The sequence below is a fragment of the Mycobacterium sp. PSTR-4-N genome (genome assembly GCF_022348085.1).
GTDB lineage: Bacteria > Actinomycetota > Actinomycetes > Mycobacteriales > Mycobacteriaceae > Mycobacterium.
The window spans coordinates 113879-130492 of the sequence record NZ_JAKRFN010000014.1; the positions used below are offsets into that span (position 1 = coordinate 113879).

The 16614-nt window shown below is 68.8% G+C and carries 12 protein-coding genes and 1 pseudogene; 12 read left to right on the plus strand and 1 reads right to left on the minus strand.

The annotated features are described in order from the left end of the window. Positions 1–60: 60 nt before the first annotated feature. The 6 genes and pseudogenes from MHN84_RS18795 (at position 61) to MHN84_RS30000 (ending at position 7001) form a co-directional block, all read left to right on the plus strand. Positions 61–1071, plus strand: a complete 1011-nt coding sequence (locus MHN84_RS18795) for a LacI family DNA-binding transcriptional regulator (protein ID WP_241206015.1) — start codon at positions 61–63, stop codon at positions 1069–1071. Positions 1072–1414: 343 nt separating this feature from the next. After that, positions 1415–3355 carry a 2-oxoacid:acceptor oxidoreductase subunit alpha gene (locus MHN84_RS18800; protein WP_241206016.1) on the plus strand — a complete coding sequence of 647 codons (1941 nt, stop codon included), beginning with the start codon at positions 1415–1417 and terminating at the stop codon, positions 3353–3355. Next, positions 3352–4428, plus strand: a complete 1077-nt coding sequence (locus tag MHN84_RS18805) for a 2-oxoacid:ferredoxin oxidoreductase subunit beta (protein ID WP_241206017.1) — start codon at positions 3352–3354, stop codon at positions 4426–4428. Before MHN84_RS18800 ends, MHN84_RS18805 begins: the two co-directional genes overlap by 4 nt. Positions 4429–4474: 46 nt before the next feature. Continuing rightward, positions 4475–5089 carry a molybdenum cofactor guanylyltransferase gene (mobA, locus tag MHN84_RS18810; protein WP_241206018.1) on the plus strand — a complete coding sequence of 205 codons (615 nt, stop codon included), beginning with the start codon at positions 4475–4477 and terminating at the stop codon, positions 5087–5089. A 947-nt stretch (positions 5090–6036) separates the two neighbouring features. Next, positions 6037–6270 (plus strand): annotated as a pseudogene (locus MHN84_RS18815) (transglycosylase family protein); the annotation flags it as partial. Between the two features lie 224 nt (positions 6271–6494). Then, positions 6495–7001 carry a transglycosylase family protein gene (locus tag MHN84_RS30000; protein WP_374238388.1) on the plus strand — a complete coding sequence of 169 codons (507 nt, stop codon included), beginning with the start codon at positions 6495–6497 and terminating at the stop codon, positions 6999–7001. A gap of 6 nt (positions 7002–7007) precedes the next feature. Here the strand turns inward: MHN84_RS30000 and MHN84_RS18825 are convergent, their stop codons facing one another. Further along, positions 7008–8159: an FAD-dependent oxidoreductase gene (locus tag MHN84_RS18825; RefSeq protein ID WP_241206019.1), complete on the minus strand. Its 1152-nt coding sequence runs from the start codon at positions 8157–8159 to the stop codon at positions 7008–7010. 39 nt (positions 8160–8198) lie between these two features. Here MHN84_RS18825 and MHN84_RS18830 point away from each other — a divergent pair, with 39 nt between their 5' ends. The 6 genes from MHN84_RS18830 to MHN84_RS18855 are packed head-to-tail and all read left to right on the plus strand — an operon-like array spanning position 8199 to position 16583. Next, positions 8199–10169, plus strand: a complete 1971-nt coding sequence (locus tag MHN84_RS18830; protein ID WP_241206020.1) for a prolyl oligopeptidase family serine peptidase — start codon at positions 8199–8201, stop codon at positions 10167–10169. Positions 10170–10180: 11 nt separating this feature from the next. After that, the gene (locus MHN84_RS18835) at positions 10181–11437 is read left to right on the plus strand and encodes a trans-acting enoyl reductase family protein (RefSeq protein ID WP_241206021.1); all 1257 of its coding nucleotides are present in this window, start codon (positions 10181–10183) and stop codon (positions 11435–11437) included. A 45-nt stretch (positions 11438–11482) separates the two neighbouring features. Next, positions 11483–12082, plus strand: coding sequence for a DUF937 domain-containing protein (locus MHN84_RS18840; RefSeq protein ID WP_241206022.1), 600 nt, complete (start codon positions 11483–11485; stop codon positions 12080–12082). A 27-nt stretch (positions 12083–12109) separates the two neighbouring features. Beyond that, on the plus strand, positions 12110–14776 hold the full coding sequence (locus tag MHN84_RS18845; protein ID WP_241206023.1) for a valine--tRNA ligase: 2667 nt from the start codon (positions 12110–12112) through the stop codon (positions 14774–14776). Continuing rightward, on the plus strand, positions 14773–16191 hold the full coding sequence (locus MHN84_RS18850; protein WP_241206024.1) for a folylpolyglutamate synthase/dihydrofolate synthase family protein: 1419 nt from the start codon (positions 14773–14775) through the stop codon (positions 16189–16191). Before MHN84_RS18845 ends, MHN84_RS18850 begins: the two co-directional genes overlap by 4 nt. Next, complete coding sequence (locus tag MHN84_RS18855) at positions 16188–16583, plus strand: DUF4233 domain-containing protein (RefSeq protein ID WP_241206025.1); 396 nt, start codon at positions 16188–16190, stop codon at positions 16581–16583. The genes MHN84_RS18850 and MHN84_RS18855 overlap by 4 nt, the downstream gene beginning before the upstream one ends. Positions 16584–16614 lie beyond the last annotated feature (31 nt).

Here is a 16614-nt window from a genome sequence, read left to right on the forward strand (position 1 = left end):
ACACGCCGGGAGAATCACTCGAGTTCGCGTCTGTTCGCCGGGAGAAACAGGGGCACGTCGATGGCGCATCGGTACAAGATCCGGGAGATCGCCCAGCAGAGCGGTCTGAGTGAAGCGACCGTCGACCGCGTGCTCAACCGCCGGCCCGGGGTCCGGGAAACCACCATCGCCGAGGTCCAGCAGGCGATCGCGGACCTGGACAAGCAGCGCGCCCAGCTGCGGTTGAACGGTCGCCGCTACCTCGTCGACGTCGTCATGCAGACCCCGCGGCGGTTCTCCGACGCCTTCCGCGCCGCCGTCGAAGCCGAATTGCCGGCCTTCGCCCCCGCGATGCTGCGGGCCCGCTTCCATCTCTGGGAGGCCGGCTCCACGGCGCAGATGGTCGACACCCTGGGCCGGATTCGCGGCAGCCACGGCGTGATCCTCAAGGCGCAGGACGAGCCTCAGGTCGCCGACGCGGTGGACCGGCTGGTGGAGTCGGGGGTTCCGGTCGTCACCTACACGACCGACATCCCCGCCAGCGCGCGCGGCGCCTACGTGGGCATCGACAACCACGGCGCCGGGGTCACGGCGGCCTACCTGATGGAACAGTGGCTCGGGGAATCGCCATCGGACGTGCTGATCACGCTCAGTCGCGCGGTGTTCCGCGGCGAGGGAGAGCGTGAGGTCGGCTTCCGGTCGGCGCTGCGTGCGTCCGGCCGCACCATCGTGGAGGTCAGCGGCAGCGACGGCATCGACGCGAGCAACGAGCGGCTGGTGCTGGAGGCGCTCACGGCCAATCCCGGGATCGAGGCCGTGTACTCCGTCGGGGGCGGCAACGTCGCCACGGTCGCGGCGTTCGAGAAGCTCGGTCGCCGCTGCCGGGTCTTCGTCGCGCACGATCTCGACGCCGACAATCGCCGCCTGCTGGGCGAGGGCAAGCTGTCGGCGGTCCTGCACAACGATCTGCGCGCCGACGCCAGGCTGGCCCTTCGGCTGATCCTGCACGAGCGCGGTGCTTTGCCGGCCGAGGTCGCTCGCCCGGTACCCATCCAGGTCATCACGCCCTTCAACCTGCCCGCGCAGTGCTAGCTGATCGCTACTGATCGGTAACCTTTTCTAAGAGACTCGCCGGGGCCCGGCGCGGCCCCCTAACGTGACGAAAACCACATTCGTGTCGGGTCCCCGCCCGGCCGACGGCGTCTGAACTGGATGTTCGTCGAATCGCAACCTGCGCGTCGGTTGCGGGCCTGGTATAGGCGGCCCTAAGAGAAGTGCCATAATCGGTACTGCCGGTGACACCAAATTCTTGACGGGTGTCCATTGACGGCGCACCGCATGGGTGGCGACGCGATGGGCATTCGCTCAGAAGCGTCACCGGACGCGAGATCGGCGAGCGCACAGACGGACCGAGAACGACACGGAAGGCAAGCGAGTGGCAGACAACGGCACCGTGAGTGCGAGCGCGCCCGGCGCGCCCCGGCAGAAGCTCGAAAAGGTCGTCATCCGCTTCGCCGGCGACTCCGGCGACGGCATGCAGCTCACCGGCGACAGATTCACCTCGGAAGCGGCCCTGTTCGGCAATGACCTTGCCACCCAACCGAACTACCCCGCCGAGATCCGCGCCCCACAAGGCACACTGCCCGGCGTCTCGTCGTTCCAGATCCAGATCGCCGACTACGACATCCTCACCGCGGGGGACCGTCCCGACGTGCTGGTGGCGATGAACCCGGCCGCGCTCAAGGCCAACGTCTCCGACCTGCCCCGCGGTGGTCTGATCATCGCCAACTCCGACGAGTTCACCAAGCGCAACCTCGCGAAGGTCGGCTATGACGCCAACCCGCTCGAGACCGACGAGCTCTCGGACTACGTGGTCCAGCCCGTGGCGATGACCACGCTGACCCTGGGCGCCGTGGAGTCGATCGGCGCCAGCAAGAAGGACGGTCAGCGAGCCAAGAACATGTTCGCGCTCGGCCTGCTGTCGTGGATGTACGGCCGCGAGCTCGAGCACAGCGAAGCCTTCATCCGGGAGAAGTTCGCCCGCAAGCCCGAGGTGGCCGAGGCCAACGTGCTGGCTCTCAAGGCCGGCTGGAACTACGGCGAGACCACCGAGGCGTTCGGCACCACCTACGAGGTCGCGCCGGCGAAGCTGAAAAGCGGTGAATACCGGCAGATCTCGGGCAACACCGCGCTGGCGTACGGGATCGTGGCCGCCGGTCAGCTCGCCGATCTGCAGGTGGTGCTCGGCACCTATCCGATCACCCCGGCCTCGGACATCCTGCACGAGCTGTCGAAGCACAAGAACTTCAACGTCCTGACATTCCAGGCCGAGGACGAGATCGCCGGCATCGGAGCGGCGATCGGCGCGTCCTACGGTGGCGCGATCGGTGTCACCAGCACCTCGGGCCCCGGTATCTCGTTGAAGTCCGAAGCCATCGGCCTGGCCGTGATGACGGAACTGCCGCTGATCGTCATCGACGTTCAGCGCGGCGGCCCGTCGACCGGCCTGCCCACCAAGACCGAGCAGGCCGACCTGCTGCAGGCCATGTTCGGTCGCAACGGTGAATCGCCGGTGGCGATCCTGGCTCCCCGCTCGCCGTCGGACTGCTTCGACATCGCGGTGGAGGCGGTGCGCATCGCGATCAACTACCACACGCCGGTGATGATCCTGTCCGACGGCGCGATCGCCAACGGCTCCGAGCCGTGGCGCATCCCGGACGTGAGTACGTTCACGCCGATCGAGCACACCTTCGCCAAAGAAGGCGAACCGTTCCAGCCCTACGCGCGCGATCCCGAGACGCTGGCCCGCCAGTTCGCGGTCCCCGGCACCCCGGGGCTGGCGCACCGCATCGGCGGGCTGGAATCGGCCAACGGGTCGGGAAACATCTCCTACGAGCCCAAGAACCACGACCTGATGGTGCGGCTGCGGCAGGAGAAGGTGGCCGGCATCGACGTCGCCGACCTCGAGGTCGACGATCCGACCGGTGACGCCGACCTGCTGATGCTGGGGTGGGGCAGCAGCTACGGACCGATCGGTGAGGCCTGCCGGCGCGCCCGACGCAAGGGCATCAAGGTCGCCCACGCGCAGCTGCGTCACCTCAACCCGTTCCCGGCCAATCTGGGCGAGGTGCTGGGCCGCTACTCCCGCGTCGTCGTACCCGAGATGAACCTCGGTCAGCTGGCGCTGCTGCTGCGGGGCCAGTTCCTCGTCGACGTGCAGTCGGTGACCAAGGTGGAGGGAATGGCCTTCCTCGCCGACGAGGTCGAAGGCATCATCGACGCCGCGCTGGACGGCACACTGGCCGAGAAGGAAGACGAGAAGGCCAAGTTCGCGCGGCTGGCGGCGGCCACTGTAGAGACTGGAGTGAACGCATGACCGACGTGATCGGCACCGACCTCGGACTGACACCGTTGACCAAGATGAGCCTGGTCCCGACCACGGACCAGCCGCAGAAGGCCAAGGACTTCACCAGCGACCAGGAAGTGCGCTGGTGCCCGGGCTGCGGCGACTACGTCATCCTCAACACGATCCGCAACTTCCTGCCCGAGCTGGGGCTCAAGCGCGAGAACATCGCGTTCGTCAGCGGCATCGGCTGCTCGAGCCGCTTCCCGTACTACCTGGAGACCTACGGATTCCACTCGATCCACGGCCGCGCGCCGACGATCGCGACCGGACTGGCGCTGGCGCGCGAGGACCTGTCGGTCTGGGTGGTCACCGGTGACGGCGACGCGCTGTCCATCGGCGGCAATCACCTGATCCACGCGCTGCGCCGCAACGTCAACCTGACGATCCTGCTGTTCAACAACCGGATCTACGGCCTCACCAAGGGCCAGTACTCGCCCACCTCCGAGGTCGGCAAGGTCACCAAGTCGACGCCGATGGGCTCGCTGGACTACCCCTTCAATCCCGTGTCGCTGGCGCTGGGTGCGGAGGCCACGTTCGTCGGGCGCGCTCTCGACTCCGACCGGAAGGGCCTCTCCGAGGTGCTGCGCGGTGCGGCCGAGCATCGGGGCGCGGCGCTGGTCGAGATCATGCAGGACTGCCCGATCTTCAACGACGGGTCCTTCGACGCTCTCCGGAAGGAGGGCGCGGAGGAGCGGCTGATCAACCTGCGCCACGGCGAGCCGATCACGTTCGGCAGCGACGGCGAGTACTGCGTGGTCAAGTCCGGCTTCGGGCTCGAGGTCGCCAAGACCGCCGATGTCGCGGCCGATCAGATCGTGGTGCACGACGCGGAGCTCGACGACCCGGCGTATGCGTTCGCGCTGTCGCGGCTGTCCGAGCAGAACCTCGACCACATGGTGATGGGCATCTTCCGCAAGGTCAGCAAGCCGACCTATGACGATGCCGCACGCCAGCAGGTCGCAGCTGCACGTGAGGCCCGCGCGCACGACACCGCGGCGCTGCAGGCGCTGCTGCGCGGCAAGGACACCTGGTCGGTCGACTGACCGTTCTTCGGGCATCTGCCCGCCATGCTGAGCTAACGTCAGCAGTGTGACGTCACCGCTGCCGTTGGCCGCTGTCATCCTCGCGGGGGGCGCGTCCCGCCGCATGGGCCGGGACAAGGCTGCCGTTCCCGTCAGCGGTCCCGACGGAGAGACCACGCTGCTGCAGCGCATGGTGTCGATCGTGAGCAGCCGTTGCGCACCGGTATTCGTCATCGCCGCGCCGGGTCAGGCGTTGCCCGAGGTGGACGCCACAGTGGTGCGTGACGAGGTCCGCGGGGTGGGCCCGCTGCTGGCCACCGGGCGGGGCCTGCGGGCGGCGGCGGAGGCGGGCCTCGGGCACGCGTTCGTGTGCGCGGTGGACATGCCGGAGCTGACGGTCGCGATCATCGACACGCTCGCCGGTCCCGCCCAGCGGCTCGGTGTCGACGTCGTGCTGCCATGGGACGGTCGGGACCACTATCTGGCGGGCATCTACCGGACGGGGCTGCACGACGCGGTCGATGAGTTGATCAGGTCCGGGCAGCGCAGCATGCGTGCGCTCGTCGATGCGGTGGACACGCAGCGGATCGTCATGGCCGAGCAGGTGGCGCTGACCAACGTCAACACCGAAGCCGACCTGTCGGCATTGGTTCCGCCGAAATTCTCGCAGCGAATTCACTGAGATATTCCCGCAATTCTTTCGGCAAGAATACGAATTCGCGGTATGCAATTCGCACGCCGAGTTCAGCGAATGCGTAGGAATCATCGTCGATGGGTACGGTCTGACGACGTCGGCGACGTTCGCGGTGCTGTCTCGAAAAGCGTTGTGCTGCAGCAGTGTTGCGGTGGAGGCCGATGAAAGTGTCTTCTGTGGGCCACTATTGAGGTGCACTAAGTACCCGCCCACCGGCGGCCCGCCGTTGCCTGCCGACACGGTCATCTCGAGTAAAAGTCGTGACTCTCTAGAATGGTTTCTCTTCAACTCGTTTTCGGTTGTGCCGCAGCCATATCCGTGCCGCGGCCACGGCGCGAAGACGCCGAGGCGCGGTCGCGTACTGTGCTCTCGCCATAGGGCACGACGGCTGCCGGAGGGGAGGTCGAGCCGGGGTGTCGGGGGTCACAAAATCGCCGTGATTTGGCTCACCTGCACGACTTCTCGCGCAGTCTCCGACGCCGGCGTCAAACGTCGCCGCGACCAGCACGGACTCTCGAATATGGCGTCGTGATCGTTTCGTGATCTGACGGCAATTCGGCCGTCACCCGAGATGACTTTGCATAGCCGTCTTTGTACGGTCCCAAACAGCTTCTGAACGGAGCTCATAACTCAAAACCACGAACCAGCGTGTGTGGGCCACGAGAGGCGCATCAGCCTCCGCCGGCGCCGGACATCTCCGGCGAGATCGACCCGATCTCCTTCAGTCGCACCTGACCGAGACGGTGTGACCCGACAATCCCCGCCTGCAACAGGCAGCACGGCCGTGCGTCCGCATGGCCTGTTTCGGCGCGCGCTAGGCGAAAGGACGAAAGTTGAAGAACATCCGCAAGACGTTTGGGCTGGCCAGCATTGCCGGCGCGCTCGCCGTGGCACCCATGGCGGCAGTCACGGGCTTTGGGGCCGGAACCGCGAATGCGGACAGCGTCAACTGGGATGCCGTCGCGGCCTGCGAGTCGGGCGGCAACTGGGCCATCAACACCGGTAACGGGTACTACGGCGGCCTGCAGTTCACGATGAGCACCTGGAAGGCCAACGGCGGCACCGGCTCGCCGCACGGCGCCAGCCGCGAAGAGCAGATCCGCGTGGCCGAGAACGTGCTGCGCTCGCAGGGCATCGGCGCGTGGCCGGTGTGCGGTCGCCGCGGCTGACCCCTTTAGCACGCTTCGCGCGAGGCGGTGTCGACTTCGGTCGACACCGCCTCGTTTTTCTCAGCTTTCTCACAGGTCTCTTACACCAGTTAAGTAACGTCTAAAACTTCATTCCCATCGGTAACAGGTGATGTTCGTCACCCGACAGACCAGACAGCCGCAGCGTGAGACGCCTTCGTCGCATGCGGGCCTTGAGTCACAACGGTCGGGGAAGGACCGCAGAAATGAACGTTCGCTCGCTTGTCAGCAAGGGCCTGATGGCCGCCGCGCTCTCCGGAGCCTTCGCCGCCGTGCCGATGGCTCTCGACGGCGCCACCGCGACGGCACACGCCGACTCGGTCAATTGGGACGCCATCGCGCAATGCGAGTCGGGCGGCAACTGGAGCATCAACACGGGCAACGGGCACTACGGCGGCCTGCAGTTCAAGCAGGCCACCTGGAGCTCCAACGGCGGCACCGGCAGCCCGGCGACGGCGTCGCGCGCCGAGCAGATCCGCGTCGCGGAGAACGTGCTGCAGAGCCAGGGCCTGGCGGCGTGGCCCAAGTGCGGTGCGGCGGGCATGCAGGCCGCGCAGGTGTGGGGCAAGACCCCGGCGCCGGCCACCGCTGCGCCGGCCACCGTGCCCGTGGCGGCCAAAGGCTGCGCGAACCTCCCGACGTCCGCCCTCGGCGGCTTCCTGAACCTGCAGAAGATGTGCTCGGCGTTCCTCACTCCGCGCGCAGGGCGCTGAGCCGTCTCACCTCAGCGGTACGGCGAACGCCGACCGCGCCGCGATCGAGGCCAGATGCGCGCTCACGAAGCGCTCGGGTAGCAGCGCCGTACCCCAGCTCGCGGCCGCGCCCAGCGCGGCGGGCCGCGCGTTCAGCACACGTCCGATGGCTGCCGCCTCGAACACCAGCGCGCGCACCCGGCGTCGGCGAAACGCCGCGAACGCGCTGAACGCGCTCGCCAGATCCGACTCCTGTGCCACGCACCGCGCCAGCACGGCCGCGTCTTCGATTCCCTGACAGCCGCCCTGCCCGAGATGCGGCCGCATCGGGTGCGCCGCATCGCCGACGATGACCACCGGCCCGCGGGACCAGTGTCGCGGCGCCGCGCGGTCGTAGAGGTCGTTGCGAAGCAGATTCTCCGGCGCTGTTGCCGCCAGCAGCTGCGGGACCGGCGCGGCCCATCCCGACAGCAGACGACCCAGATGGGCGTGTTCACCGTCCGGGGCGTGCCCGCCCTCCGGCGTCCGCTCGGTCGCGAACCAATACGTGTGCTCGGTGTCCAACGGCACGTGACCGACCTGAACGCCCGGCCCGAGCGTCTCGCCGGCCACATCCGGGTCCAACGGGATGTCGGCGACACCCCGCCACGCGGTGTAGCCGACATAGCGGCTCGACAGTTCGCCGTTGAGGGTGCTCGCCACCACCGAGCGGACACCGTCGGCGCCGATCACCGCGTCGGCGGCGAGGACATCACCGTCGGTCGTCGCGACCTGCACGCCCGACCCGGTCGTCGACACCGTCATCACCGATGCCCCGGTCACCACCGCACCCACCGGCAGTGCCGCGGCCAGCAGGCCGGTCAGCGTCGACCTGCGCACCACGACCAGTGGTTCCCCGAGTGCGGTGACCATGCGCTCGCCGGCCGGTCGTCGTAACCACCGCCCGCTGCGCCAGCGGATCGCGCCTGCGGTGACGCGGCCGCCCGCGTCGCGAACCGCGTCGCCCATCCCGATGTCGTCGAACGCGGCCAGCGCGTTGGGCCAGATGCTGATTCCCGTGCCGGCCCCGACGTCCGTTCGCTGCTCGAGCACCAGGACCTCGTGACCGTCGCGGTTCAGCGCGACGGCGCTCGCCAGTCCGGCGATGCCGGCCCCGACGACGATGAACCGCTCTGACACGACCTGACCCTAGTCGCCGGCTGTGTTACGAAAGTGGGCATGGCCCCCGATTCGCCGTTCGACGATCTGGACACGTATCTGTCACTGCCCCGAGTGGGCGGTCTGGCGATCACGCCCGACGGGTCACGCGTCGTCACGACGGTGTCCGAGCTCAGCGACGATCGCACCGAATTCGTCTCGGCGATCTGGGAATTGGACCCCGCCGGCACCGCGCCGGCGCGCCGGATCACCCGCGGCCGCACCGGCGAAACGGCGCCGGCGCTCACCCCGGACGGCGATCTGCTGTTCCTCGCGTCGAGGGACACCGCCAAGGACGACAAGCCGCCCAAGGCGCTGTGGCGCCTGCCGGTGGCCGGGGGAGAGGCGACCCGGATCGCAGCCTTTCCCGGCGGAGTCGATGCCGCGGCGGTGGCACGTGGCGGCGATGCCACCGTCGTCACGGCACCCGTTCTGCGCTCCGCGCGAGACGTCGACGACGACCGCAGACTGCGCGACGCGCGCATGACAGCCAAGATCTCGGCCGTGCTGCACACCGGATATCCGGTGCGCCACTGGGATCACGACCTCGGACCCGACCAGCCTCACCTGTTCATCGACAACCGAGACCTGACTCCAGACCCCGGGAATGCGTTGCGCGACGCGCACATCGACGTCAGCGCGGACGGCACCTTCGTCGTCACGACCTGGCAGGTCCCCGCGCCGGCAGCGGCGGTGCGAACGACATTGGTACGTATCGACGTCGCGACCGGGGAACGCACCACGCTGGTCGATGATCCCGACGCCGACCTCGGGATGCCGGCGATCTCACCGGACGGCTCGGAATTGGCTTTCACCCGCGAGACGTTCTCGACGCCGACGCAGGCGCCGCGAATCACGCTGTGGCTGCTGCGCTTCGGGTCGCCGCCGACAGAACTCACCGGCGACTGGGACCGATGGCCGACATCGGTCGCGTGGGCACCCGACGGCGCGGCGCTGATCGTGACGGCCGATCAGGCCGGGCGCGGACCGATCTTCACCGTCGACGTGTCGACCTCCGCCACCCAGCCGCTGGTCGACGACGACTTCACCTACACCGACGTGCGGGTGACCACGACCGGTGCGGTGTTCGCGCTGCGCAGTTCCTATGTCGCGCCGCCGCATCCGGTGCGCATCGATCCCGACGGCAGCGTGACCGTGCTGTCCTGTGTCGAGCTGCCGGTGCTGCCGGGCACCCTGACCGAGGTGACCGCCACCGCCCAGGACGGGGTACCCGTGCGATCCTGGCTGGCGCTGCCCCGCGGCGAGGACGCGGCACCGTTGGTGCTGTGGATCCATGGCGGACCGCTGGCGAGCTGGAACGCCTGGCACTGGCGCTGGAATCCGTGGCTGATGGTGGCCCGCGGATACGCGGTGCTGCTGCCCGACCCCGCGCTGTCCACCGGCTACGGTCAAGACTTCATCCAACGTGGTTGGGGAGCATGGGGATTCGCCCCGTACACCGACCTCATGGCGGCCACCGACGCCGCATGCGAGCACCCCGGGGTCGATGCGACGCGGACCGCGGCCATGGGTGGTTCCTTCGGCGGGTACATGGCCAACTGGATCGCCGGCCACACCGACAGGTTCGCCGCGATCGTCACTCACGCCAGCCTCTGGGCACTGGACCAGTTCGGTGGGACCACCGACGGCGGTTACTGGTGGTCACGTGAGATGACCCCGGAGATGACCGCCGCGAACTCGCCCCACCGGTTCGTCTCCGACATCGTGACGCCGATGCTGGTCATCCACGGCGATCGGGACTATCGCGTGCCCATCGGAGAGGCGCTGCGACTCTGGTACGAGCTGCTCAGCTCGTCGGGTCTGCCCGCGGCCGAGGACGGCACCACCGAGCACCGCTTCCTTTATTTCCCGTCGGAGAACCACTGGGTGTTGAGCCCGTCGCACGCCACCCTCTGGTACGAGGTGGTGTTCGCATTCCTGTCCCGTCACGTCCTCGGGCAGGACACCGACCTGCCCGAAACCCTCGGGTAGCGTCGGGCGACATGAGCGCATCGGACCGCGACCACGACATCGTCCTCTATGGCGCGACAGGATTCGTCGGCAAGCTGACCGCCCTCTACCTCGCCTCCGCGGCCGGTGATGCCCGCATCGCGCTGGCGGGCCGCTCGGCGGACCGGCTGCTCGCGGTGCGCGAGACGCTGCCGGCCTCGGCGCAGTCGTGGCCGCTGATCACCGCCGACGCCTCCGATCCGTCATCGCTGGCAGCCATGGCCGCCAGCACCCGCGTCGTGATCAGCACCGTGGGCCCCTACCTGCGGTACGGACTTCCTCTGGTCGCCGCCTGCGCGGCCGCCGGCACCGACTACACCGACCTCACCGGCGAACCGCTGTTCATCCGCCGAGCGATCGACGAGTACCACAAGCAGGCGGTCGACACGGGCGCCCGCATCGTGCACTCCTGCGGGTTCGACTCCATTCCCTCGGACCTGACGGTGTTCGCGTTGTACCGGCAGGCCGAGAAGGACGGCGCGGGCCAGCTCGGTGACACCAACTACCTGGTGCGGCGTTTCGCCGGCGGCATGTCCGGGGGCACCATCGCCTCGATGGCCGAGCTCGCCCGGGAAGCCGCCGAAGACCCGGAGAGCCGCCGCCTGCTCAACGATCCCTACACCCTGTCCCCGGACCGGGGCGCCGAACCCGAGCTGGGCGGTCAGCCCGACGCGCGCTGGCGACGGGGCCGCGACATCGCCCCCGAGCTCGACGGCTACTGGGTGGGCGCGTTCGCGATGGCAGTACCCAACTCCCGCATCGTGCGGCGCAGCAACGCTCTCCTCGAATACGCCTACGGCCGGCGATTCGAGTACGCCGAGCAGATGAGCCTCGGCAAGTCCGTGCTCGCGCCGCTGGCCGCGGCGATGGCCACCGGCGGGAACATCGCCGTCGTCGAGCTGGGCAGCCGGTTCCTCAACCGGGTGCCGCGCAGCGCGCTGGAACGCGTCCTGCCCAAGCCCGGGACCGGGCCCAGCGAGCAGACCCGCGAGAACGGCCACTACACCGTCGAGACCTACACGACCACCTCGTCGGGCGCCCGCTACGTGGCGCGGATGTCGCAACAGGGCGACCCCGGTTACAAGGCGACGTCGGTGCTGCTCTCCGAGAGTGCGCTGGCGCTGGCGACCGACCGTGACAAGCTCTCCGATCTGCGGGGCGTGCTGACCCCGGCCTCGGCGATGGGTGACGCGCTGCTGGACCGGTTCCCGGCCGCCGGGGTGAGCCTGGACGTCACGAAACTGGCCTGACCGAACGCCGGTCGGACCGCGCGTGCCGGGTCTACCCTGACGCTCATGAGCGGCCTCGATGACCTGTACAACCAGATCCCCGTCCAGCAGATCGCCGGCCGGTTGGGTGTCGACGAGAGCGAGGTAGACAGCGCCGTCAAGACACTGGTGCCCGTCCTGGTCGGCGGCCTGCAGCGCAACGCCGAGGATCCCGGCACCGCACAGGGCATCGCCTCGGCCGCCGACTCGCACGCCCGCAGCGGCCTGCTCGACGGAGGGGTCAGCGTCGATGCGGTCGACGAAGCCGACGGGTCCCGCGCTGTCGCGAAGATCTTCGGCGGCAACGACACCGGGCAGGTGGCCTCGGCGCTGTCCGGGGGTGGCGCCGGCAACAGTGACCTGATCCAGAAACTGTTGCCGATCCTCACGCCGATCGTGCTCGCCTACATCGGCAAGCGGCTCTCGGGTGGCGGGCAGGTACCTGGGCAGTCGGGCGGTGGCGGCATCGGCGACATCCTGGGCAGCATTCTCGGCGGCGGCTCAGCACCCGGCGGGAACAACCCGTTGGGCAGCATCCTGGGCTCCGTGCTGGGCGGTGACAAGGAGGGTGACAAGCCCGGCGGGATGGGCGACATCCTCGGCGGCCTTCTGGGCGGGAAGAAGTAGCCCGCGCCGTCTTCCTAGAATGGCTCGGTGACCTCCCAGCCGCTCGCCAACGCCGGACCCTCCGGGCTCGATGCCCTGCCCAAGTCGTGGGACCCCGGGGCCGTCGAGAGTGATCTGTACCAGGGCTGGGTGGACGCCGGGTACTTCACCGCCGATCCCGCCAGTGGCAAGCCCGCCTACTCCATCGTGCTGCCGCCGCCGAACGTGACGGGCAGCCTGCACATGGGGCACGCTCTGGACCACACGCTGATGGACGCGCTGACCCGTCGCAAGCGCATGCAGGGTTTCGAGGTGCTGTGGCTGCCGGGCATGGACCATGCCGGCATCGCGACCCAGTCGATGGTGGAGAAGCAGCTCGCCGCGGACGGGAAGACCAAAGAGGACCTCGGACGCGAGCAGTTCATCGACAAGGTGTGGGACTGGAAGCGCGAATCCGGCGGCACCATCGGTGGCCAGATGCGCCGCCTCGGTGACGGCGTCGACTGGAGCCGCGACCGGTTCACCATGGACGAGGGACTCTCCCGAGCGGTGCGCACGATCTTCAAGCGGCTGTTCGACGCCGGGCTGATCTACCAGGCCGAGCGGCTGGTGAACTGGTCGCCGGTGCTCGAGACCGCGATCTCCGACCTCGAGGTCAAATACGAAGACATCGAGGGCGAACTGGTCTCCTTCCGCTACGGGTCGATGTCCGACGACGAACCGCACCTGGTGGTGGCCACCACCCGCATCGAGACGATGCTGGGGGACACCGCGATCGCCGTGCACCCCGACGACGACCGCTACCGCCACCTCGTCGGCACGACACTGCCGCATCCCTTCCTGGACCGTCAGATTATCGTCGTCGCCGATCACCACGTCGACCCCGAATTCGGCACGGGCGCGGTCAAAGTCACCCCGGCGCACGACCCGAACGACTTCGAGATCGGCCTGCGGCACCAGCTGCCGATGCCCACGATGCTCGACACCAAGGGCCGAATCGCCGACACCGGAACGCAGTTCGACGGGATGGATCGCTTCGAAGCCCGCGTGGCGGTGCGCGAGGCGCTGGCCGCACAGGGCCGCATCGTGGAGGAGAAGCGGCCGTACCTACACAGCGTCGGCCACTCCGAACGCAGCGGCGAACCGATCGAGCCGCGACTGAGCCTGCAGTGGTGGGTGAAGGTGGAGTCGTTGGCCAAAGCCGCCGGTGACGCGGTGCGGAGCGGCGACACCGTGATCCACCCGGCGAGTCTCGAGCCGCGCTGGTTCGCCTGGGTCGACAACATGCACGACTGGACGATCTCGCGCCAACTCTGGTGGGGCCACCGCATCCCGATCTGGCACGGTCCGAACGGCGAGACCGTCTGCGTCGGGCCCGACGAGACCCCGCCGGAGGGCTGGGAACAGGACCCCGACGTGCTCGACACGTGGTTCTCGTCGGCGCTGTGGCCGTTCTCGACCATGGGGTGGCCCGACCACACACCCGACCTCGAGAAGTTCTATCCGACAACCGTTCTGGTGACCGGATACGACATCCTGTTCTTCTGGGTGGCCCGGATGATGATGTTCGGCACCTTCGTCGCCGGCGACCCCGCCATCACTGTGGACGGCACGCGGAGCGCCCCGGTGCCCTTCGAGAACGTGTTCCTGCACGGCCTGATTCGCGACGAGCACGGCCGCAAGATGAGCAAGTCCCGCGGCAACGGCATCGACCCGCTGGATTGGGTGGAGAAGTTCGGCGCCGACGCGCTGCGGTTCACCCTGGCCCGGGGCGCGAGCCCCGGCGGTGACCTGTCCATCGGCGAGGACCACGCCCGCGCCTCGCGCAACTTCGCCACCAAGTTGTTCAACGCCACGCGGTTCGCACTGCTCAACGGGGCCAGCCCGGCTCCGCTGCCGCCCGTCGCCGAGTTGACCGACGCCGACCGCTGGATTCTCGGCAGGCTCGAGGAGGTTCGCGCCGACGTCGACGATGCGCTGGACGCCTACGAATTCAGCCGCGCGTGTGAGGCGCTCTACCACTTCGCGTGGGACGAATTCTGCGACTGGTACCTGGAACTGGCGAAAGTCCAGCTCGGCGAGGGTGTTTCACACACGACGGCGGTGCTCGCGGCCGTCCTCGACACGTTGCTCAAGTTGCTGCACCCGGTGATGCCGTTCGTCACCGAGGTGCTGTGGAAGACCCTGACCGGGGGTGAGTCACTGGTGATCGCCGAGTGGCCGGCCGCCAGCGGGGTGGAACTCGATCATGCTGCGGCGCAACGGATCGCCGATATCCAGAAGCTGATCACCGAGGTGCGCCGCTTCCGCAGCGACCAGGGGTTGGGCGACCGGCAGAAGGTACCGGCGCGGCTGTCCGAGGTCGACGCGGCGGGCCTGACCGCCCACGTGCCCGCCGTCACGGCGCTGGCCTGGCTCACCCCGCCGGCCGACGACTTCACCGCCTCGGCGTCTGTGGAGGTCCGGCTCTCCGGCGGCACCGTGGCAGTCGAGCTCGACACGTCGGGCACCGTCGACGTCGACGCCGAACGCCGCCGGCTGGAAAAGGATCTGGCGGCGGCCCAGAAGGAACTGGCCGGGACCTCGGCGAAATTGGGCAACGAGGCGTTCCTGGCCAAGGCCCCGACGGACGTCGTCGACAAGATCCGGGCGCGCCAGCAGCTCGCAGGAGAAGAAGTCGACCGCATCTCGGCACGGTTGGCCGCCCTGACGTGAGCTCGACCGAACCCGCGCCCGACGAGATCGCAGCCCTGCTGCAGGTCGAGCACCTGCTCGACCAGCGGTGGCCGGAGACCAAGATCGAACCCAGCACGGCCCGGATCGCCGCGCTGCTCGAGCTTCTCGGCTCGCCGCAGAAGGGCTACCCGTCGATCCACATCGCCGGCACGAACGGCAAGACGTCGGTCGCCCGGATGGTCGACGCGCTGCTGACCGCGCTGCACCGCCGCACCGGGCGCACCACCAGCCCGCACCTGCAGTCGGCCGTCGAACGGATCTCGATCGACGGCCGGCCGATCAGCCCGGCCACCTACGTCGACACCTATCGGGAGATCGAGCCCTTCGTGGAACTGGTCGATCGCCAGTCCGAGGCCGGGGGAGGGCCGCGCTGCTCGAAGTTCGAGGTGGTGACCGCCATGGCATTCGCCGCGTTCGCCGACGCGCCGATCGACGTGGCGGTCGTCGAGGTCGGTCTCGGCGGACGTTGGGACGCCACGAACGTGGTCAACGCACCCGTCGCGGTGATCACGCCGATCGGCTTGGACCACACCGACTACCTCGGTGACACGATCGCCGAGATCGCCGGCGAGAAGGCGGGCATCATCACCCGTCAGGCCGACGACCTGGTGCCCACGGACACCGTCGCCGTGATCGGCCGACAGCTGCCCGAGGCGATGGAGGTGCTGCTGGCTGCCGCGGTACGCGCGGACGCGGCCGTCGCACGCGAGGACTCGGAGTTCGCGGTGCTCGACCGCCAGGTGGCGATCGGTGGGCAGATGCTCGAACTGCAGGGGCTCGGGGGTCGCTACTCGGAGATCTTCCTGCCGCTGCACGGCGAACATCAGGCCCACAACGCCGTCCTGGCGCTCGCCGCCGTCGAGGCGTTCTTCGGCGCCGGTGCGGAACGTCAACTCGACGTCGACGCCGTGCGCGCCGGGTTCGCGTCCGTCGCATCCCCCGGACGGTTGGAGCGGATGCGCAGCGCACCAACGGTTTTCATTGATGCCGCGCACAATCCGGCGGGGGCGGCGGCGCTCGCGTCCGCACTCGCCGAGGAGTTCGACTTCCGTTTCCTCGTGGGGGTGGTGTCGGTGATGGCCGACAAGGACGTCGACGGGGTGCTGGCCGCCCTCGAGCCCGCGTTCGACCAGATCGTGGTCACCACCAACGGCTCACCGCGCGCCCTGGAGGTCGACGCCCTCGCCGTCAAGGCCGAGGAGATCTTCGGTTCCGAGCGGGTCGTCACCGCGGCCACGCTGCCCGACGCGATCGAGACGGCCACCGCGCTCGTCGAGGACTCGGGCGGCGACGTCGACGGCGCCGGGGGCATGAGCGGCGCGGGCATCGTCATCACCGGCTCGGTCGTGACCGCAGGCGCCGCGCGCACGCTGTTCGGAAAGGACCCGGCATGAGCGCCCCGACGCCACCCGATCCGTGGAAGAGCTTCCGCGGTGTCATGGCCGGCACGCTGATCCTCGAGGCCATCGTGGTGCTGCTCGCGCTTCCAGTGGTCGGCGCCGTCGGCGGCGGCCTGACCGGAGTGTCGATCGGCTACGTCGTCGGGGTGGCGGTGCTGCTGCTGGTGATGGCCGGCGTCCAGGGCCGCCCGTGGGCGATCTGGGCCAATCTCGGCGTGCAGCTCCTCCTGGTGGCCGGTTGGACCCTGTACCCGGGGATCGGCTTCATCGGCCTGCTCTTCGTAGTGGTGTGGCTGCTGATCGCCTATCTGCGGGCCGAGGTGCTGCGGCGTCAGAGGAGGGGCCTGCTGCCCGGGCAGCAGCGCGACCCCGAACACGGTGGGTAGGACGCCCCCGACGTGTGGGTAGGCTGTCGGC